2 protein-coding genes (1 of these 2 cut by a window edge) are annotated in these 22,084 nt (G+C 71.0%); one reads left to right on the top strand and one right to left on the bottom strand.

What is annotated here, in order from left to right; all coding sequences use genetic code 11:
- Positions 1-21,045, top strand: partial view of an SDR family NAD(P)-dependent oxidoreductase gene (locus JGU66_23975; GenBank protein ID MBJ6763843.1) — the 3' portion only. 3,852 nt of this gene lie to the left of the window's left edge; the window shows 21,045 of its 24,897 coding nt (coding positions 3,853-24,897); its start codon lies beyond the left edge, outside the window; it ends in the stop codon at positions 21,043-21,045.
- Here the strand turns inward: JGU66_23975 and fabD are convergent.
- Positions 21,023-22,084 carry an ACP S-malonyltransferase gene (gene fabD / locus JGU66_23970; protein MBJ6763842.1) on the bottom strand — a complete coding sequence of 354 codons (1,062 nt, stop codon included), beginning with the start codon at positions 22,082-22,084 and terminating at the stop codon, positions 21,023-21,025. The two genes, JGU66_23975 and fabD, sit on opposite strands and share 23 nt — an antisense overlap.

Below are 22,084 nucleotides of genomic sequence, written 5' to 3'. Positions count from 1 at the left end.
CTCTGGGCCCACCTCGGGCTGCGGCCCGATGTCGTTCTCGGGCACTCGCTGGGCGAGCTGGCCGCGGCGCACGTGGCCGGCATCCTGAGCCTGGAGCACGGCGCGGCCCTCGCGGCGAAGCGCGGCGAGCTGACCGGAGCGCTGCCGCCCACCGGCGGGATGCTCGCGGTCCGTGCATCCGAGGAGGCGGTTCGCGAGCGGCGGGTGGAGTGCGGCCTCGCCATCGCCGCGGTCAACGGTCCGGAGTCGCTCGTCCTTTCCGGTCCCTTGGAGGCACTCGCGCGATTCGAGGCGGGCTTCACGGGCGAGCACAAGCGACTCGCCATCGCGCACGCGTTCCACTCGCCGGCCATGGTGGCGGCACGCGGGCCCCTCGAGGACTTCGCACGGTCCCTCGCGCTCAAGGCCCCGACGATCTCCTTCGCCGCCACGACGGACGGCTACGCGCCGACGGATCCCCGCTACTGGGGTGCGCAGCTCGTGCAGCCCGTCCAGTTCGCCCCGGCGCTGCGGAAGCTGGACATCACCGGCGCGGACCTCGTCCTGGAGCTGGGGCCGCACGCGGTCCTCACCCCGCTCGCGGATGCCATGGAGATCCGCGTCATCCCCAGCATGCAGCGCGATCAGGATGAGCGCCGCTCGATTCGGGAAGCGGCCGGCGAGTGTTTCCTCGCCGGAAAGACGCTGGCGCTGGGCGCTTTGTCACCGGGTGGCAGGCCCATCCGCCTCCCCACCGCTGTCTTTGAACGCCGGCCGCTCTGGCTCCCTCGTCGGCAGCGGCTCGGCGGCGCGCGCGCGGATGCGTATCGCGGGACGGAGCTTCCACTTCCGGGACCCGCTCGCCACTTCCGCAGCGATCTCGACGCGGCCGAGCTGGCCGACCTCCGCGATCACCGGGTGTCTGGCCGGGCGCTGGTGCCCGCCTCCTATCACCTGATGGCACTCTGGCAGTCGGGCGCCTCGCGACTGCGGGACATCCGCTTCCTGTCTCCGCTCCCCATCCACCCCGGCACGGCCGTCCACTTCCGCTTCGAAGGCGACCAGGCCGCGAGCTTCACGCAGGACGGCACGGGGTGGCGCACGCTGGTCGAGGCGGAGCTCGCCACGGAGCGGAGCCAGCCCCCGGCCGTCGACCTCACGGCCGCAGGGAGGAACCTCGTGCACGCGCTCGCCCCCGAGGCGTTCTATGCGCGCGTGGCGGAGGCGGGCCTGGACTTCGGTCCGGCCCTGAGGCGGCTCACGGAGCTCCGGTTCAATGAGCGGTCGCTGCTCGCGCGGGTGAACGGTGGGAAGCACTGGGCCCCCGCCATCCTCGACGCGGTGATGCAACCGCTGCTGTGCCTCACCCCGAGCGGAGGCGAAGGGCCCCGCGTGCTCGCGGCCATCGAGGAGGCCGAGCTGTTCGCCCCTCCCGTCGACGAACTCTTCGTCGTGGGCCGCGAGGGTGAGGTCACCGTCACGGACGCGCAGGGGCGGGTGCTCGCGCGGCTGTCGGGCATCCAGACCCGCGCCCGGGCCACGGAGCAGCTCGGCCTCCGCTACGCCGTCCGGTGGGAGTCCGCACCCAAGCGGCCCGCTGCCTCCGGGTCGCTCGCGGTGATGAGCCCGAATGCGGAGCTCGTGCGGGAGGTCCAGGCGGTGTTCCCGAACGCGCGGGAGGCCCGCCGCGATTCGCTGCGCGGAGAGCGGCTGGTCTACCTGGTCCCGGAGCTCGCGGAGCCCTCGGCCGAGGGGCTGGCGCACCTGGTGGATGTGATCCAGGCAACCCTTCGCGGCGAGGGACCGGACCACCTCACCCTCGTGACCCGGCGAGGTATCGCCCTCGATGAAACCGAGGAGATCCGACCGGGCTCTGCCGCGGTCTGGGGCATGGCGCGCGTGCTGGCGACCGAGCATCCCGAGCTGTCGCTCACCCTCGTTGACGTGAGCGACGCAGCCCACCTGTCGGATCTCGCGGGCGTCGTCGGACGGTCTGGCGCACAGCTCGCGCTCCGCGCCGCCGGCGTCTTCCGCCCCGTCCTGGAGCGCCTCCCTGCCCTTCCGGTGCCGCCGCTTCCCAAGGACTTCGCGCTCGTGGCCCGCGAGGTGGGCTCGGCGGACTTCGTCCACTTCACCGAGCGCCCCGTGCCCGCACCGGCGGCGGGGCAGATCGCGATCCGCGTCGAGGCCGCGGGCCTGAACTTCCGCGACGCGTTGCTCGTGCTCGGTCGCATTCCCGGGGACCTCGGCGCGCTGGGTTGCGAATGCGCTGGCACCGTCGTGGCCGTGGGCGAGGGCGTCCGGCGGTTCTCGGTCGGTGACGCGGTGATGGCATTGGCGCCGGGCGCGTTCTCGCAGACCGTCGTTATCGACGAGCGTTGGGCGGCGCGCCGCCCCGCGGGGCTCACCTCCGTCGCGGCCTGCACGCTGCCCGTCGCCTTCCTCACGGCGTGGTACGGGCTCCGGGACATCGCCCATGTGAAGCGCGGTGAGCGCGTGCTCATCCACGCGGCGGCCGGAGGCGTGGGGATGGCCGCGGTGCAGGTGGCGCGGATGCTCGGCGCCGAGCCGATCGGGACCGCGAGCCAGGGGAAGTGGGGCGTCCTGCGCATGATGGGGCTCGAGCCGCACGACTCGCGCTCCGTCGCCTTCGCGCAGGCGCTCTCGGCCCAAGGTGGAGTCGACGTCGTCCTCAACGCGCTCACGGGCGCCGCGATCCCCGCCTCCTTGTCCGTGCTCCGTCCCGGCGGCCGGTTCGTCGAGTTGGGCAAGACCGAACGCTGGACGCAGGAGCAGGTGACGGCGGTCGCCCCGAACGCCGCGTACCACGCGTTCGACCTCATGCAGCTCGACCCGGAGGAGATCGCGTCGATGTTCGACGCCCTCGTTCGCGCGGTCGAGGCGGGTGAATTGCGCCCGCTGCCTTCCCGCGTCTTCCCGATGCGGGACGCGGCCCGGGCACTCCATGTGCTTGGCCAGGGTCGGCACGTGGGCAAGGTGGTCCTCGATGTCCAGGCCGATGCGCCGGGGTTCGCCGCAGATGGCGCGGGGACGTACCTGGTCACGGGTGGGCTCGGAAGCCTGGGCCTGCGGATGGCTCGCCACCTGCTGGAGCGAGGGGCTCGCAACATCATCCTCTGTGGGCGCTCGTCCCCCTCGGAGCACGCGCGGGCGGCCATCGCGGACCTCCGCGCGGGCGGTGTCCGCGTCGAGGCGATGAGCGTCGACGTCGGCGACGAGGCCGCGGTGGCCGCGCTGGGCCGGACGGTGGCGCAAGACTGGCCCCCCCTGCGCACGGTCATCCACTGCGCGGCCACGCTCGAGGACGGAGCGCTCGTCACGCTGGATCCAACGAGCCTGGACCGGGTGGCGCGGCCCAAGGTGCAGGGGGCCCGGAACCTCATCCATCACCTGAGGGGGCCTCACCTCGAACAGATCGTGCTGTTCTCGTCGCTGTCGGCGCTCATCGGTGTCCCGGGTACGGCCGCGTACTCCGCCGCGTCGGCCGCGCTCGACGCACTGGCCCACCAGTGGCGCCAAGAAGGTCTCGACGTTCTCAGCATCGGCTGGGGCTCGTGGGCCGGAGACGGGATGAATCTCCGGACGCGGTTCTCGAGTCGGGTGCAGCCGCTCGCGGACGATGATGGCTTCCGGGAGTTCGAGGCCGTCCTGTCCGAAGGGCGCGCCCACACCGTGGTCGCGGCGGGACAGATCGACGCCTTCGGGAGCGCCCGGAGCGAGCAGCCCTCGCCGCCCCCCGCGGCGGGACTCGACAGCTCCCCTCCCGGCAATTTGGAAGAGCTCGCCGCCTTGGTGAAGACGGAGGCGTCGCGCATCCTCGGGGTCGCGCCGTCGGCGCTGGCGTCCGATGCGCCCTTCGGTGAGGCGGGCCTCGATTCGCTGATGTCCGTGCAGCTGCGCTCGAAGCTGGCGAACCGGCTGAAGCTGCGACTGCCGGCGACGCTGGCCTTCGACTACCCGACGATCGAGCGGCTCTCGAAGCACCTCTGGGAGTCACTGGCCAGCGCCACCGTGGAGGTGGCCGCCCCACCGCCCGCGCTGGCGGGCCCGCAAGCCGTCGCGGTCGTGGGGATGGCGTGCCGCCTGCCGGGGGGCATTGATTCGCCGGAGGCCTACTGGCGAACCCTGTGCGAAGGGATGGACGGCATCGTCGAGGTGCCGGGAGATCGGTGGAGCGCCGAGCCGCCGGGTGCTCGACCCCAGCCGCGCCACGCGGGCTTCATCGACGGGGTCGATCGCTTCGACCCGGAGTTCTTCCAGATCACTCCGCGCGAGGCGGCCTACCTCGACCCGCAGCATCGACTGCTGATGGAAGTGAGCCACGAGGCGCTCGAGCGCGCGGGCCTCACCCGGGCCGCGCTCAAGGGTGCGCCCGTGGGCGTGTTCGTTGGAATCGGCGGCAGCGACTACGCGCGGATGCAGTTCGCCAATCCAGACCTGCTCTCGGCGTGGACCGGGACGGGCACCTCGGCCAGCACCGCCGCCAACCGGCTCTCCTACTGGATGGACTGGCGCGGCCCGAGCCTCGCGGTCGACACGGCCTGCTCGGCGTCGCTCGTCGCGCTTCACCTCGCCGTCAAAAGCCTCCGCCAAGGCGAGTGCTCCATGGCGCTCGCGGGCGGCGTCCACCTGATCCTCGGACCCGAGTCCGGCATGGTCCTCTCGCAGGCGGGGATGCTCGCGCCCGACGGACGCTGCAAGACGTTCGACGCGAAGGCCGATGGGTTCGGTCGCGGCGAAGGCGCGTGCGCCATTCTCCTCAAGCGCCTCGAGGACGCGCAGCGCGACGGAGATCCCATCCTCGCGGTGGTGAGAGGAAGCGCGGTGGGACAGGACGGGCTGACCAGCGGGCTGACCGCGCCCAACGGCGTGGCCCAGCAGGCGGTTGTCCGCGCCGCGCTGGCGGACGCGGGCCTGAACCCCGAGGACATCGGCTACGTCGAGACCCATGGGACGGGCACCCGACTGGGTGACCCGATTGAACTGCACGCGCTGAACGCGGTGTTCCGCACCGGGAAGCGCGCACAGCCGCTGCGCGTCGGGGCGGTGAAGGCCAACCTCGGACACCTGGAGGCCGCCGCGGGCCTCGCGGGCGCGATGAAGGCCGTGCTCTGCGTGCAGCACGGAGAGATCCCAGGTCAGGTGAACTTCGAGCAGCTCAATCCGGAGATCGACGTCGATCCCGCCACGCTCCAGGTGGCGGCGCATCGCGAGCGGTGGACGGGGGCGGGGCTCCGGCGAGCCGGCGTGAGCGCCTTCGGTTTCGGCGGCACGAACGCCCACGCGATCTTCGAGCAGGCACCCGCGACTCCCTCGTCGCCAAGAGGTGACGCGCGCGGCGAGCACCTGCTGCTGCTGTCCGCGCCGAACGCCGAGACCCTCGCCGTGCTGACCGAGCGGTTCGAGCGCTTCCTCGACGCAGACGTCTCAGAGGCCATGGTGGCGGCCACGGCCGCGACCCGCCGAGCGCACCATCGCGTGCGGCGTGCGGTCGTCGGCAATCGCGCGGCGTGGCGCCGAGCGCTCGCCGAAACGAGGCCGCCCTCCGAGCCCATCCACCGCCTCGCGTTCCTCTTCTCGGGGAAGGAGGAGGAGTGTCCGCCCGTCGCGAAGGTCCTGGAGCATCCCTTCCTGGACCCGGAGCTTCGTGAGTGGCTCCGCTCGCGGTCCAACGAGGTGCCGAACCGTCGCGTGGTGTTCCTCGCGTGGCAATGCGCCCTGGTCGCGCAGTGGGCCCACTACGGGGTGAAGCCGAGCGCGGTCGCCGGGTGCGGCATCGGCGAGTACGCCGCAGCGGTGGCCGCGGGGGTGATGAACGCCGCCACGGCCATGCGCCTCGTCACGGGCCAGGCGAACCGCAGCACGACCTTGCGTCCGCCGCGCATCCCGCTCGTGTCCACGGTGTCGGGGATCCAGAGCGGCGACGAAGTCACGCGCGCCGAATACTGGACGTCGCGAGCCACGGCGCCCGCCCGCGCGGCCGATGCGCTCCGCACCCTGGTGGAGAGCGGGGTGGATGGCTTCGTCGAGGTGGGACTGCCCGGCGCTCGTGGAGAGTGGCCGGACGGTGAGCGGATTCCGAGCCTCCAACCGGGCGGTGGGCTCGAGGTCGCCCTGACGTCACTCGCCGCGCTCTACGAGCGAGGCGTCGACCTGAGCTACGCGAACGCGGTGCCTCACGCGCCCGCCATCGCGCTTCCGCCGACCCCCTTCCGGCGACAGCGGCACTGGCTCGAACGGCCCGCGCCTTCCGCTGGTGGACGCCTCCACCCGCTCGTCCACCGGAACACCTCGACGCTGCGCGGGACCTCCTTCCGCGCCGCGTTCTCGGGACAGGAGCCCTTCCTCCGCGACCACCGCGTCGCGGGCGAGCGCACCCTCCCCGCGGTGGCGTACCTCGAAATGGCCCGAGCAGCGGCGACGGCCGCCTTCGGCGAGGCCGACCGTTTCGTGGCGATGCGGCTCACGCAGTTGGTGTGGGCGCGCCCACTCCAGATGGGGACAGCGCCTCCGCTCGACGTGCGCATCGAGTTGGTGAGCGGCGCCGCGAACGAGGCCGCCTACACCGTGGCTCCCGCGAACGACACGGGCAGCGCTCCGTACCATCGGGGGACCGCCTGGTACGCCGTGGAACTGGAGCCGGCGCGCATGGACGTCGAAGCCGTGCGCCACCGAACCTCCGCGAACGTGGTGGCACCGGAGTCCTGCTATGCGGCGCTCGAGCGTCGCGGCGTCCACCTGGGCCCGGCGCACCGCGCGCTCCGCCACGTCCAGCGTGGCAACGGCGAGGTGCTCGCGAGGCTGGAACTCCCCCCGGAACTCCAGCCCGAGGCGAAGTCCTTCGTCCTCCACCCGAGCGTCATGGATGCGGCGCTGCAGGCGATGATCGCGCTCGACGCTGGCGAGGATGCGCGGAGCTACCTCCCGTTCGCGCTGCGCTCCCTGGAGGTCCTGGGGCCCAGCCCCCTGGCGGGATGGGCGCACGTGCGGAACGTGCGCGGCGCCGCGCCCTCGACGCGAGAGCTCGACATCGATGTCTGCGACGACCAGGGGCAGGTCCGCGTCCGGCTGCGCGGCCTGTCGCTCCGCGAGCGCGCGGACGTGGATCCCACGCCAGTGGGTTCGGGCGAAGTGCGGCTGTTCCAGCGGCGGTGGGCCGCGAATGCATCGAAGGCGTGGGAGGGGACGCCGGCGCACCACCTGGTGATCGCGCCCGAGCCCGACGGCGAGACGAAGCGCAAGTTGGCCGCGACACTCTCTGGGGCCACGTTCCTCTGGCTGCCCACGGGCGGCGGGGAGGAGCAGCTCGCGCGCGAGTTCCCAGCGCGCGCGGCTGAGTTGCTTGAACGCATCCAAGCGCTCACGGGAGCGTCCACCCGAGGAGAGCTCTTCGCGCAGCTCGCGCTGCCACCCGGCCCCGAGCACCGGCCCTGGCATGGCCTCTCCGGGCTGCTGCTGACCGCGAGGAAGGAGGCACCGGCGCTCCACGTTCAGTTCGTCGAAGTGGACGCAAGCAGCACTGCCTGGGCGAACCAGCTCATCGAGGCGCGGGCTCATCGCGCCCTCGTCCACGTCCGCTTCCGCCACGGAGAGCGGCAGGCCGCCGAGTACGTCCGTGCGGAGCTCTCCGAGGACCGAGCCACGCCGCCGTGGAAGGTCGGCGGAACCTATCTGGTCACCGGCGGCGCAGGAGGTCTGGGGTCCATCTTCGCCGAGGAGATCGCGAGCCGCGTGGCACCCGTCACGATCGTGCTGGCGGGCCGCTCACCCGTGAGTGACTCGCAGCAGCGGCGGATGGAAGCGCTGCGCGAACGCGGGGCGAAGGTCGAGTATCGCCAGGTCGATCTCGGCGACGCCCACGAGGTCGAGGCCCTGATCAGCTCACTCGTGGAGAGGCACGGCCACCTCGAGGGAATCATCCACGCCGCGGGCGTCCTCCGAGACAGCTCGCTGCACCGCAAGACCCGAGCGGAGCTGACCGCGGCGCTGCTCCCGAAGGTCCAGGGGACGCTGCACCTGGACCGGGCGACGCGCGAGCTGGACCTCGACTTCTTCGCCCTCTTCTCGTCGGTGGCGGGGACGTTCGGCAACCCAGGCCAGGCCGACTACGCGGTCGCCAACGCCTTCATGGATGCCTTCGCGGAGGCCCGAAACGCGCGCGTCCTGAACGGCGAGCGCCGAGGGCACACGCTCTCGGTGGCGTGGCCGTACTGGCGCGACGGTGGCATGCGGCTCGACGCGGCGGGACTGCACCGCCTGCGACAGAGCGGAGGGCTCACGCCGATGCCATCGGCGGCCGGAGTCCAGGCGTTCTACCAGGCGCTCTCGCTGGGTGACGGCCACGTCGTGGTCATGCACGGCCCCGCCGAAGAACTCGAGCGGGCCGTGCGCCAGGAAGCGCGATCGCCGGAGCCTTCGCAACCCAAGCCCGCCGCGCGCACCGGTGCCAACTCCGCCGCGCCCTCGCTGGCGACCGTCCGGCGGCTCGTCACGAGTCGGGTCGCCGCGCTGGCCAGGCTCTCCGAGGACGACCTCGACCCATCCCGGGAGTTGGGCGAGTACGGGTTCGACTCCATCTTGCTGACCGAACTCACGAACGCCCTGAACGCGGAGCTGGGGCTGTCGCTGGTTCCCACCCTCCTCTTCCAGCACCCCACCATCGGCGACCTCGCCGAGGCGCTGCTGCGCGAGCACCCGGAGGTCTTCACCCGCTCGAATCCGGTGCCCTCCTTGCTCCCACCAGCGCACGCGCCGAACGTCGAGGCCGCGCCCGCCCCCGCGCCGCGCGCGGTACGTCCCCCCGAGTCGGACGAGCCCATCGCCATCGTCGGGATGAGCGGCCGCTTCCCGGGCGCTCGCACCCTCACCGAGCTCTGGGACAACCTGCTCCAAGGGCGGGACTGCATCACCGAGGTCCCGGCCAGCCGCTGGGACTGGCGCGCGATCTACGGAGACCCCGACACGGGCGATCGAACGCGCGCGAAGTGGGGCGGCTTCATCGACGGGATTGACGAGTTCGACCCGCTCTTCTTCGGCATCTCCCCCAAGGAGGCCGAGGCGATGGACCCGCAGCAGCGCCTGCTGATGCAGCACGTCTGGTGGGCGCTGGAGGATGCTGGCCACTCCCCCGGCGCTCTCGCCGGCAGCGCGACGGCGCTCTTCATCGGCATGTGGGCCAGCGGCTACGACAAGCGCGCGACCGCCGCGGGGATACCCATCGAGGGCTTCAACGGCGGAGCCACCCTCCCGTCAGTGGGCCCCAACCGCCTGAGCTACTTCCTGGATCTGCACGGCCCGAGCGAGCCCGTGGAGACCGCCTGCTCTTCGTCCCTGGTCGCCATCCACCGGGCCATGGAGGCCCTGCGCAGCGGCGCGAGCGACGTCGCCATCGCCGGAGGCGTGAACGTCCTCGTGGATCCCGCGACGCAGATCAGCCTCAGCAAGGCGCGGATGATCTGTGACGACGGGCGATGCAAGACCTTCTCGGGCCAGGCCAACGGCTACAGCCGGGGCGAAGGCATCGGCATCCTCGTCCTGAAGCGCCTGAGTCGCGCCGAGGCGGACGGGGACACCATCCGCGCGCTCCTCCGTGGCAGCGGCCACAACCACGGCGGGCGGGCCAACACGTTGACGTCGCCCAACCCGCTGGCGCAGGCCGCGCTCATCGAGGCGGCGTACACCCGTGCTGGCGTCGACCCGCGCCGGGTGGGTTACATCGAGGCGCATGGCACCGGAACCCCGCTCGGGGATCCGATCGAGGTCGAGGGGCTCAGGCGTGCATTCGCCACGTTGCGCGAGCGGACGCCCGGCGCGACGGACGCCGCCGAGCCGCACTGTGCCCTGGGTTCGATCAAGACCAACATCGGCCACCTGGAGACAGCGGCGGGCGTGGCCGGACTGATGAAGGTCGTCCTCCAGCTCGAACATCGGACCCTCGTCGAGAGCCTGCACTGCGGCGAGGTCAATCCCTACATCGACCTGCGGGGCAGCCCGTTCCGCATCGCGACCACTCGGACCCCGTGGCAGGCGCCACGGGAGGGAACGCGGGTGGGAGGCGTGAGCTCGTTCGGCGTGGGCGGCGTCAACGCGCACGTCATCGTCGAGGAGTACGTCCCGAGCGCGAAGCACGAAGCCGACGTGGCGGGGCCATACCTCGTCGTGCTGTCGGCGCGAGACGCGGACCGACTCGCCGAGAGCGCGCGAAACCTCCACGACGCGCTCATCCGGGAGCCGCAGCCGATCGCGGACGTCGCCTACACCCTGCAGGTGGGCCGGCAGGCGATGAACGAGCGACTCGGGATCATCGCTGGAGATCTCCCCGAGCTGCTGGCGAAGCTGCGATCCGTGAGCACCGGCGCTGGCGGCGGAGGCGTGTTCCGCGGGCAGGTCCGGTCGCACCGGCAACTGCACGCGCTGTTCGCCGACGAGGATGTCCAGCACGTCGTCGACCGGTGGTTGGCGAAGGACCAACACGACAAGCTGCTCGAGCTGTGGGTCCATGGCTTCGACATCGACTGGGCACGGCTGTATCGCGGGAATACGCCTCGGCGCGTCCGCCTGCCGGGCTATCCGTTCGCGAGGGAGCGCCACTGGCTCGCGCCGCCGCGTGCGGCGTCTCGAGGTGGCCGCTCGGTGCTGCACCCGCTGCTGCACGAGAACACCTCCGACCTCGAGGCACAGCGCTTCACGTCCCGGTTCGACGGCACCGAGCCTTTCCTCGATGACCACCGCGTCGGGGGACAGCGCGTCCTGCCGGGCGTCGCCTACCTGGAGCTCGCGAGGGCGGGCCTCCGGTTCTCGTCGCGTGGCGGCCAGGGCAAGGACACTCCCGTCGAACTGCGCGACGTCGTGTGGAGCCACCCGCTGGTCGTCCCGGAGGAGCGCACCGCCGACGTCGAGCTCCACGTCGAGTTCGTCGAGGACGCGCAGGGCGACAGTGGGGTCGCCTTCGAGGCGTACACCACGCCCGCCGGCATGGAGGCCCCGCGCGTTCACTGCCAAGGCAAGGTGCGCTGGGGTGCGGCGCGTCCGCCTCCCGCCCTCGACGTGCGCGCATGGCAGGCGCGGCTCGACACAATGGAGCGCTGGACGGGCCAAGCCTACTACGACGCCTTCGAGCGGCTCGGCGTGGGCTATGGCCCAAGCCACCGCGGGCTCCAGACGATCTACCGCGACGGCAACGAGGTGCTCGCCCGGCTCGTGCTGGCGCCGGAGAACCGCGACTCGGAGTCCGCGGACTGGGTGCTGCACCCGGGCCTCATGGATGCGGCATTGCAGGCGGCCATGGTGTTCGTGCTCGACGAGGGGCGCCCGTATCTCCCCTTCTCGGCTCGGGCGGTCGACGTCCACGCCCCGTGTCCAGCAGAGGCCTGGGTGCACGTCGTCCGCCGGACCGAGCACGCGCTCGCGGTCGACGTGAGCATCTGTGATGGCGACGGCGCGGTCTGTGTCCGGATGCACGAGGTCGCGGCGCGGCCGATAGCCTCCGGGCAGCAGCTCGGCGAGGGATTGGAGTACCTCCTGCCGGTGTGGGAGCCCTTGCGTCCGGAGGAATTCCTCGACGCGCCACGGTCCGCGAAGGGCTCGCTGCTCGTCATCGGGGCCGACGCCTCCTTGCGCGCCGAACTCTCGCGCCAGCACGACGCGCGCTTCCTGGAGTTGGACACCGGGAGGGAGCGCCTCGCGGCGGCCTTCGCTGAGCACGCCTCCATCTCGGACATCGTCTGGGTCGCTCCCCGGCCGGACTCGATGTCGCCCTCCAGCGAGGGGCTCATCGAGGGGCAGGAGCACGGCGTCATGGCGCTGCTGTCCTGTCTCCAGGCCGCGATCGGCAACGTGCCCGGCTCGCGCCCGCTGCGCTTCACCCTCGTGACCCGCCAGGCTCAGCGCGTGGGCGCCCATGAGCCACTGAACGCGACGCACGCGAGCCTCGCCGGGCTCGTGGGCTCCGCGGCCAAGGAGCATCCCCACTGGAGCATGCTCCTCGTCGATCTCCCGGCCGAGGAAGCGATCTCGGTCGACGCGCTGTGGCGCCTCCCTCCGTCCTCATCGGGCGACGGGTGGGCCCTGCGCCACGGACAGTGGTTCCGTCAGGTGCTCGCCCCCCTGCGACAGCAGGGCGAGGGACCGCTGCCCTATCGCCGAGGCGGGGTCTACGTGGTCATCGGCGGCGCCGGCGGTATCGGTGAGGTCTTCACCCGGCACGTCATCCAACACCACGCCGCTCAGGTGGTCTGGATCGGACGCCGTGAGCTGGATCGCACCATCGAGGCGAAGCTCGACGCGCTGGGTGCCCTCGGGCCACGGCCGCTCTACGTCCGCGCCGATGCGACCCAGCGCGCGGACCTCGAGCGCGCGCGTGAGTTGATCAAGCGCCAGTTCGGCGCCATCCACGCGGTCATCCATTCGGCCATCGTGCTCGATGATCGGCCGATCGCCGCGATGGAGACGGAGCGGTTCCGCCGAGCCCTGGCGGCGAAGGTCGAGACCAGCGTGAGGCTCGCGCAGGTGTTCGAGGACGAGCCGCTCGACTTCGTCCTCTTCTTCTCCTCGATGCAGACGTTCTCCAAGGCCCCTGGCCAGAGCAACTACGCGGCCGGGAGCACCTTCATCGACGCCTTCGCGCAGCAACTCGGGCAGGCGGGGCGCTTCCCGGTCCGGGTGATTGACTGGGGTTACTGGGGCAGCGTGGGCGTGGTGAGCAACGACGTGCACCGGCGGCGGATGGCCAGCGCGGGCTTCGGATCCATCGAGCCCGACGCAGCCATGCGGGCACTGGACGCGGCGCTCGCGACAGGGCTCGCGCGGGTCGCGATCCTCAAGTCCACCGGCCGCCTCGCCCTCACGCCACTCTGGGACGGCGCCTGGGCGGGAGCCGCTCCCTCGCGAGAGCCACGAGCCACGCTCCCGGAGGTCCGCCGCATCCAAGCGCCTCAGGAGCTCCTCGCGCTCGGACAGCGCCACGACGAAATGGATGCGCTCGCCGCCGAGCCGCTGCTTGCCCAACTCGTGGCCTGTGGTGCAACGCTCCCCGCCGAGCCTCCGGGGCTCGCCTCTCGCTACCGGCGGTGGTGGGCCGAGTCGTGCCGGCTCCTCGATGAGCACGGCCACGCCCGCTCCGGAGCGGGCTGGGACCGATGGGCGCGCGCCGCCGCGAAGTGGGCGGAGGACCCGAGCCTGCGAGCCCGCGTGGCGCTGATGGACGCGTGCCTGCGAGCGCTGCCCGATGTCCTGCTGGGACGACGCCAGGCCACGGACGTCCTCTTCCCGGGCGCCTCCACGGCGCTCGTCGAGGGAATCTACAAGGGAGAGCCCCTGGCCGATGCCGCGAACGCCCGGCTGGCCGAAGCGATGCTCGAAGCGCTCACGCCCCTCACCCGAGGCTCCGGTCGCAAGCTCCGAATCCTGGAGATCGGCGCGGGCACGGGTGGATGCACGGCGGGAGTGCTGGCCGGCCTGAAGGAGCGCGGGGTGCCCGTCGAGACGTACGTGTACTCCGACGTCTCGCGAGTCTTCCTGGAGCAGGCGCGGGCGCGCTTCGCCCCCGAGGCGCCCTTCCTGGAACCGCGCCTCTTCGACGTGAGCCAACCGCTGTCCGCACAGGGCTTCGTGCCGGGCACGTTCGACGTCGTTCTGGCCGCCAACGCCCTCCACGCCACGGCCGACATCCGCCGTGCCCTCCGCAACGCGAAGGCACTGCTGCGCCGGGGTGGCATCCTCCTGCTGAACGAAATCAGCCAGAACAGCCTGTTCGCCCACCTCACCTTCGGCCTGCTGGAGGGCTGGTGGCTCCACACCGACAGCCCGCTCCGCATCCACGGGTGCCCGGGGTTGCGTCCGGAGGCATGGCGCGCGCTCCTCTCCCAGGAGGGCTTCCTCGACACGCGCTTCGTCGCGGAGGAACTCCACGCGCTGGGGCAGCAGGTCATCGCCTGCGTGAGCGACGGCCTCTACCTTCAGCAGCCGGAGCCCGCCCAGGCTCACACTTCGCGGCGGCGCCCCGTGGAAGCCGCCGCGCCCACCGTCGCCCCCATCGAGCGAGCGCAGTCCAAGAGCACGGAGCCGCTGCGTGCGCGGACCCACGCCTACCTGAAGCGCACGGTGGCCTCGGTCTTCGATCTGCGACCCGACCAGCTCGACGCCACGGAGCCGTTCGCGAGCTATGGGATTGACTCGATCCTCGTCGTGAAGCTGGCCAATGCGCTGTCGCAGACGTTCCGAGACGTGACGACGACGCTCTTCTTCGAGCTGCAGACGCTCGAGGAACTCGCGGAGCATCTGCTCGCGACGCAGCCGGACCGGCTCGCCGAGCTGCTCGGTGCAGAGCAGCCCTCGCCAGAGCCCGCGCGAGCGTCCGCGCCAAGCGCCAACGACGAGCCCCTCCCGCAGCCCCAGGTCGGGCGGCGTCGCGGGCCTCCACGAATGGATCGAGCCGCGCCAGTCGTGGAGAGAGGGGGCCAGGAGATCGCCATCATCGGAATGAGTGGCCGCTTCCCAGGGGCCAACACCGTCGGCGCGTTCTGGGACAACCTCCGCGCCGGCGTGAACAGCGTGACGGAGATTCCCGCGGAGCGCTGGCGCTGGCAGGCGCAGCCTCCCTCCATCACCAGCAGGTGGGGCGGCTTCCTCTCCGACGTGGATGCGTTCGATCCGCTGTTCTTCGAGATCGCGCCCCGCGAGGCGGAGCGGATGAATCCTCAGGAGCGGCTCTTCCTCCAGGAGGCGTATCGGGCGCTCGAGGATGCGGGCTACACGCCCTGGACGCTCTCATCGACCCGCCAGGTCGGCGTGTTCGTGGGCGTGATGAACGACACCTACTCCGCGCAACCGGCACACTGGTCGGTCGCCAACCGCGTGTCCTTCGCCCTCGATCTCCGAGGACCGAGCCTCGCGGTGGACACCGCGTGTTCCTCATCGCTGACCGCGCTCCATCTGGCTGTCGAGAGCCTCCGCGCCGGGACGAGCGAATGCGCCATCGCGGGCGGCGTGAACCTCATCCTCCATCCGCTCCACTTCCATGGCCTGAGTCAGGCGGGGATGTTGTCGCCACTCGGGCGCTGTCAGACGTTCGGCGAGGGCGCGGATGGCTTTGTCGACGCCGAAGCGGTGGGAGCGGTCCTGCTCAAGCCACTCGATCGCGCGCTCGCCGACGGTGACTCGATTCATGGCGTCATTCGAAGCACGATGATCAACGCGGGGGGCCGGACGAATGGCTACACCGTCCCGAACCCGAAGGCGCAAGCCGAGGTGCTCGAAGCCGCGCTGCGACGCGGAGGGGTCAACCCACGGCACGTCAGCTACATCGAGGCGCACGGGACCGGGACGTCGCTGGGCGATCCGATCGAGGTGGCCGCGCTCAGCCGCGCGTTCGCGAGCTCGGACGAGAATGCGGGTACGGCGCCGTCGCAGTTCTGCGCGATCGGCTCCGTCAAGTCGAACCTCGGGCACGCCGAGAGCGCGGCGGGAATCGTGGGGCTGATCAAGGTCCTCCTGCAGATGAAGCACCGCCAGCTCGCGCCAACGCTGCACGCCGAGCAGCTCAACCCTCGAATCGACTTCGCTCGGACGCCGTTCAAGGTTCAGCACGTCCTCGAGGCGTGGGAGCGGCCGGTCGTCGAGGTGGGAGGCCAAAGAATCGAGTGCCCTCGCATCGCCGGCGTGTCCTCATTCGGCGCAGGCGGAGCGAATGCCCACCTCATCGTCGAGGAGTACGTGGGCGAGTCCTCACCGCCACCCGAGACCCGAGCTGTCCCTCCGCACATCGTCCTGCTGTCCGCGAAGCAAGAGGCCGAGCTGGTCGCCACCGCGCGGCAACTGCTCGACTTCGTGTCGCGGGCACCGGAGGAGTCCGTCGACCTCGCGGCGCTGGCGTTCACGCTCCAGGTCGGGCGTGAGCACCACGAGGAGCGGCTCGCCATGACCGCCGCGTCCTGGACGGAGCTGAAGGAGAAGCTCCAAGCATTCATCGACCATGGCGGACGGGCCGAGGGAGTGATCCGGAGTCGAGCCGAGACCGAGCGCACGCCCCCCGAAGAAGACGAGGCGCTGGCGGCCCTGGCGCGCGCCTGGGTCCGGAGCGGAAGACATCACAAGCTCCTCGCGCTCTGGGGACGAGGGATGACCTTCGACTGGCGCGCCCTCTACGAGGGGGGCGTTCCCCGACGCATCAGCCTCCCGACGTATCCCTTCGCGAAGGAGCGGTACTGGAAGCCCGGTCGCGAGGGCGAGCGCGCCAGGAGCGACACGCTCGGAGTCCAGGAGGTGTTCCCGAAGGACGACCCGCTCTTCTCCGACCATGTCGTGCGGGGCCAGGGAATCCTGCCCGGCGTGGTGTTCCTCGAGATGGCGAGGGAGGCGATGTCGGAGCACGCGACGTCCCCCTCGGTGGTGCGGCTGCTGGAGGTCGCATGGCCCGCGGCCGCGCAGCGCGAGGACCAAGCGCGTCAGGTGCGGCTGTCCCTGCGCCCGGGAGCCAACGGAGCCTTCGAGTTCGAGGCCACTTCCGAAGCCCGGCGCGAGCGCATCAGCCACTGCCAAGGTCAGGCGCGTCTCGAAGCCGCGGCGCGTCCCGACGCGCACGACGTCGCGGACCTGTCTCGGAGGGCGCGAACGACGCTGGACGGAGCGAACCTCTACGAGCGCTTCGCCCACCTCGGAATCCAGTACGGCCCGCGCCTGCGTGCGATCCAGAGCGTCTCCATCGGCGAGTCCTTCGCCGCCGCGAAGCTCAGGTCGCCCGCCACGCGCGAGCGAGATCGGCAGGTCGCCCTCCTCGACGCGACGCTCCAGTCGGTGCTCGCCCTCGCGGGAGAGGGCGAGGAGCTTCACCTCCCCTTCTCGATCCGTCAGGTGACGTTCCACGCGCCCTGCCCCACGGACGCCTGGGCGATTGTGCGCCCGAGCGCCGGGACAGTCCGCGCCCAGGCCCACGAATTCGATGTGGATCTCTGTGACGCCTCGGGCAACGTCTGCGTGCGCTTCGAGGGGTTCGGCATCCGCGCCCTGCGCGACCCAAGCCGCCGCAAGGAGCGGGCCCGCCTCTACCGCGAGCAGTGGCGCGAGGTGAGCCGCGCTACTGCGTCCGGTGGCGCGGAGCCGGCGTCCTTCGACTCGCATCAGGTGGTGCTGTTCGGCTTCGGCGCCGATCATCGCGTGGAACTCGAGCGCAGCGGACTGTTCACGCGCTGCGAGCACGCCACGCCCCCCATCGACGAGCCCGCCCCGAACTTCGAGCGGATCGCGCTCCAAGCCCTGGAAACGGTGAAGCGAGGACTGAGAGAGACCCAGGGCGGCGCGGCCCTCTTCCAGTTCGTGGTCCCTCGTGAGGAGCGCGCGCTCTATCGCGGACTCGTGGGGCTGGTCCGGACACTCGCGCAGGAGAATCCGGACTGCATAGGTCAGCTCATCGAGGTCGACGCCGCGGAGTCGCCCTCGGGGATGACGCAGAAGCTCCGGGACAACCAGCGCTGGCTGGACGCGTTCCACGTTCGCTACGAAGCGGGCCGACGGTTCATCGCGACCTCCGAGGCGCTCGACTTCGCCGCGGAGCCGCCGGTGCCCTGGAAGGTCGGGGGCGTGTACCTCGTGACCGGTGGCGTCGGCGCGCTCGGGTTGCTCTTCGCGCGGGAGATCGCCCGGCTCGTGTCCGAGGCGACCATCATCCTGGTCGGCCACCGGCCGCTGACCGAGGAGCGGCGTCAGGTGCTCCAAGCGCTCGGGGCGCGGGTGCACTACCGAAACGCAGACGTCGCGAAGAAAGAGGACGTGGTGGCGCTCGTGCGCGCGGTCCAGGCCGAGCATGGGCCGCTGAGCGGAGTCATCCACGCCGCCGGCGTCCTCCGCGACGCGTACCTGCCGAGCAAGACGCCCGAGCAAGCGCGGGAGGTCCTGCGCCCCAAGGTCGCCGGAGCCGTCAACCTCGACGAGGCGACGAAGGACCTGGCCCTCGACTTCTTCGTGCTGTTCTCCTCGGCGGCCGGAGTCCTCGGCAACGCAGGGCAGGCCGACTATGCGATGGCCAACGCCTTCCTCGACGGCTTCGCGGAGCACCGCAATGCCCGGGTGTCGGACGGCCGCCGCTCGGGCCGCACCCTGTCGCTCGCTTGGCCTCTGTGGGCCGAGGGCGGCATGACCATCGACGCGGCCCATCGAGCGGTGCTCGAGCGCACCATTGGCCTCACCCCGATGCCGACCGGAACGGGCCTCCGGAGCTTCTACGAGGCGCTCTCGACCGAGGGGCCCTCGGTGCTGGTGCTCCATGGCGATCCGGAGCGACTGTCCGCGGCGTTCGCTGAACCCAAGCCGCGCCGCCAGCCACGCGAAGCCACTCCAGCGCGGGGCGCTGACGAGGGGCTCCGAGGCCGGCTCCTCGCGCACGTGCACACCACCGTCTGTGCGTCGTTGCAAGTCGAGCCGCAGCGGCTCGGACACGACTCGGAACTCGGTCGCTTCGGCCTCGACTCGATCGTCGCGCTCGAGGTGACGCGGCGCCTGGAGGACCTCTTCCGAGGACTCCCGAAGACGCTCCTCTTCGATCACGGGTCGGTCCGCGCGTTGGCGGACTACCTGTGGACGTCGCGCCGCGACGATGTTGCACGGGTCTTTGGCGAGGCGGAACCGGCACGGCCGAAAGAACAAGAGGCTCCGCCGCCGCGCGCCGCCGAGCCACAAGGCGAGTCCCCCGAGCAACTCTTCCGGCAGGGGAAGATCGGGCTCGATGAGCTGGTGCGACGCGCCGGCCGGACCGGCGTGAAGCCCGCGCTCCCCGGGAAGGCGAAGGAGCAAGAGAAGGCGAAGGAGACCGCCCGGCCGGAGCCTCGCCTGCTCCACGTGGGCGAACTGGACCGACACCCGTCCGTGCGCCAGCAGGTGGAGCGGCTGGAGCGCAACGGCCTGGCCGTGGCGTACGAAGCGGCGCTCTACCCGCACCTCTTCCTGAACCGCGCCGGGGACGACCTGGCCCGCGGAATCCTCATCGAGGAGGCGCGCCTGTTCGTACCGTATCTGCCCGTCCTCGCGGGCGTGTACGCAGAGCTGCAGGAGCACGCGCAGCGTGACGGCTTCCAGGTGTTGCTCGTGGATCGCTACCACGCGTGGGCGCACACGGCGGACACCAAGCTGCTCCCGCTCGGCGAGTGGCAGGACCTTCCGATCCAGGGCTTCAGCCTCGGCGGCCGGAAGATGCGGAAGCTTCGCTACCTCGTCGAGAAGTTCAAGGCGCGAGCGGGCGCGAGGGTCGAGGAGTACGACGCGTCAGCCGACCTCCCTCTGCAGCAGATGCGCGACGTGATGGCGCGCTGGAGCGAAGCCAAGGGAACGGTCATCCGACACTCGGTGGACTGCATGCAGGAGTTGCTCTCGCGCAGGCTGCGGCTCGGCTACCGAGCGTTCCTGACCTACGACGAGAACACGCTGTGCTCGGTCATCGTCATCGGCGAAGGCGAGCCCGGCTACTACGTCATGGATCAGGAGTTCTACGATCCGGCCAGCGCGCCCCTCGGCCACATGGAGTACGCCATCGTCGAGATCATGGAGCGGCTCGGGCGCGAAGGGGCGCACACGTTCTCCCTGGGCCTCACCTGGTATCCCTTCGCGGTCGAGGAGGATCCACGCCGCGATCCCGAGGGCTGGGCCTGGCTCCAGCAACAGGTGGAGCACCGGACCCTCCTCGGGCAGATCTTCGAGCAGGCCCGCTCCAACCATCAGTTCAAGAGCAAGTTCGGGGTCGAGGGCGAGCCCGTCTATGCCTACCTGCCCAAGGCCGCCCCGCTGGCCACCGTGCTGAACTACTGGCCTATCTTCTCGCGCAACTCACTCCCGGGCTCGGAGGTGGCGTCGCGCCTCGGCGAGCCGGTGGAGAACGCGCGAGAGCACCGACAGCGACTGCTGGCGGACCAGCCCCTCCACGCGCTCGCGACCGAGCAGGTGCCGCTCGATCTCATCACGGACTCCTGGTTCAGCGTGCGCTCCCGAGCTGGCGCGCGGCGCGCGTTCGAGCTGCGACGGTGCGAGCCCCCAGCGGAGACCTCGCTCGCGAGATGGCTCCCCTTTGAGCACCTCCTGCCCTTCAGCCAAGGCCGCGATGCGGAGCAGGTCTTCTACCGCGCGCTCTTCGAGAAGAGCGCGCGCGAGGGGCGCCGTCGGATCGTCGGCAGCATCCCCTGGCTCTCGACGTTGCACGCCCAGCTCGAGAGCGGATTCGAGGTCATCGAACTCCCCTCACCGGACGTGCTGTCGGACGAGCCGCGGCTCTTCCGTGGAGAGATGGACCTCGTCGCGATGGAGCGCCACCTCGGCGAGTCGCCCGGGACGCTGGCCATGGTCGGCCTGGAGGTCCTCAGCAACGCCAGCGGTGGCCACCCCGTGCGCCTGGACCATGTCCGCCGGCTGCGGGCACTGCTCGAACCCCACGGCGTGCCGCTCGTGCTCGATGCCTCCCGGGTGGTGCGCAACGCGATGCTCCTGCACCGCCACGGCGCGTCGGGCGGAATCGACGACGTCTGGTCAATCGTCACCGCGACGCTCGAGCTGGCGGACCACGTCGTGATGAGCCTGAGCAAGGACTTCGCGATGCCTCGGGGAGGGGTGATCGCCACGCGCGATGGAGCCCTGAAGCACGAGCTGGCGGCCGCGCAGACAGCGCTCCGCATCGACGCGGACCCCGAGGTCCTGCGCCTGGCCAGTGCCGCGCTCCACGAGCGGGAGTCCCTTGATCGCCTGCTCGACGAACAGCTCGCGTTCGCGCGTCGACTGGGACAAGCGCTCGACGCGCTGGACGTCCCCCTGCTGCGTCCCGCCGAGGGGCATGCCGTGGTCGTGGATACCTCTCCGTTCCCTGGTGGCAGGGAGCAGCTCCTGCAGCGCCTCTTCGTGGAGACGGGCATCCGCGGCGCGGTTCACCACGCCGGGAAGCAGCGGAACAATCGGCTGGGGCACTGTGTCCGGCTCGCCCTGCCGCTGGGGGTCGACGCGGCCGCGCAGGAGCGAATCCTCGCCCAGCTCCAGCGCTTCTTCGCCGAGCTTGCTACGACTCGGCCACGACCGTGAGTTCGTCCAGGGCGAAGTAGCCGTTGTAGTCCTGGAGGTAGACAGCAGCGCGGTGGCCGAAGAGGACAACGGCCTTCGTCTTGGTCTCCAAGACGGGGCCCTTGATGACGTGGGACCGGACCTTCGTGCCCACGCCATGCTTGGCGTTCCAGCGCTGGACGCTCTCGTCCGCGCTGAGCCGCGGGGCCGCGGGGCGCCGGGCCTTGGCGATCTTCGCCACCATGTGAGTCAACGTCTTGCCCGCGCCCATCTCCTCGAACGTCATCTCGCCGAGTCCCATCAGGTACTCGATCCCCTCGGACCACTTCACCGGGTTCGCGAGCTGATGGGCCAGGTTGGCGCGAATGTCGCCGTGGCCATAGGGCCTCGCCGTGTAGTTCGAGATGACGGTGATTCGCGGGGCGAGGAGTTCGACGCCCGCCAGCAGCGCGTCGAAGCGCTCCTGCGCCGGCCGCATGTAGCGGGAGTGGAACGCCCCGCTGGTGTTCAGCGGCACGAACGGCGTCTGGCGCGCCGCGAATATCGCCCGCGCCTGTTGGATGTCCTCGGACCGACCCGAGATCACGATCTGGTCCGGCGTGTTGAAGTTGGCCAGATCGATTCCATCCAGGCCGTGGTCCCGCAGAAGTCGCCGGAGCTCCTCGGCGGGCACGTTCATGACGGCCGCCATGGCGCCGCCCTGGGCCTGGCTCATGAGCAGCCCCCGTTGCTGGGCGAGCCTCAACCCCGTCTCGAACGAGAACACCCCCGCCGCGAGCAGGGCATTGAGCTCCCCCACGCTGTGGCCAATGAGCGCATCCGGGGCTGGGCCCCGGCGCAGCCTGTGGAGGCACCCCATCGCGTTGACGACATACAGCGCGGGCTGGGTGAACTGGGTCTGCCCCAGCTCGCCCCGAGGGTCCTGGAGGCACAGCTCTCGGACGGAGTACCCCAGGATGTCGTCCGCGGTGGCCACAAGCTCTTGGAACTCGTCAAACAGCGGGCCCCCCATGCCCTTCGTCTGGGAGCCTTGTCCGGGAAACATGAACGTGGTGCGCAT

Source organism: Myxococcaceae bacterium JPH2 (assembly GCA_016458225.1).
Taxonomy (GTDB): domain Bacteria; phylum Myxococcota; class Myxococcia; order Myxococcales; family Myxococcaceae; genus Citreicoccus.
Note: the sequence above shows the minus strand (reverse complement) of the source record. Positions and strands in the feature narration are given on the sequence as shown.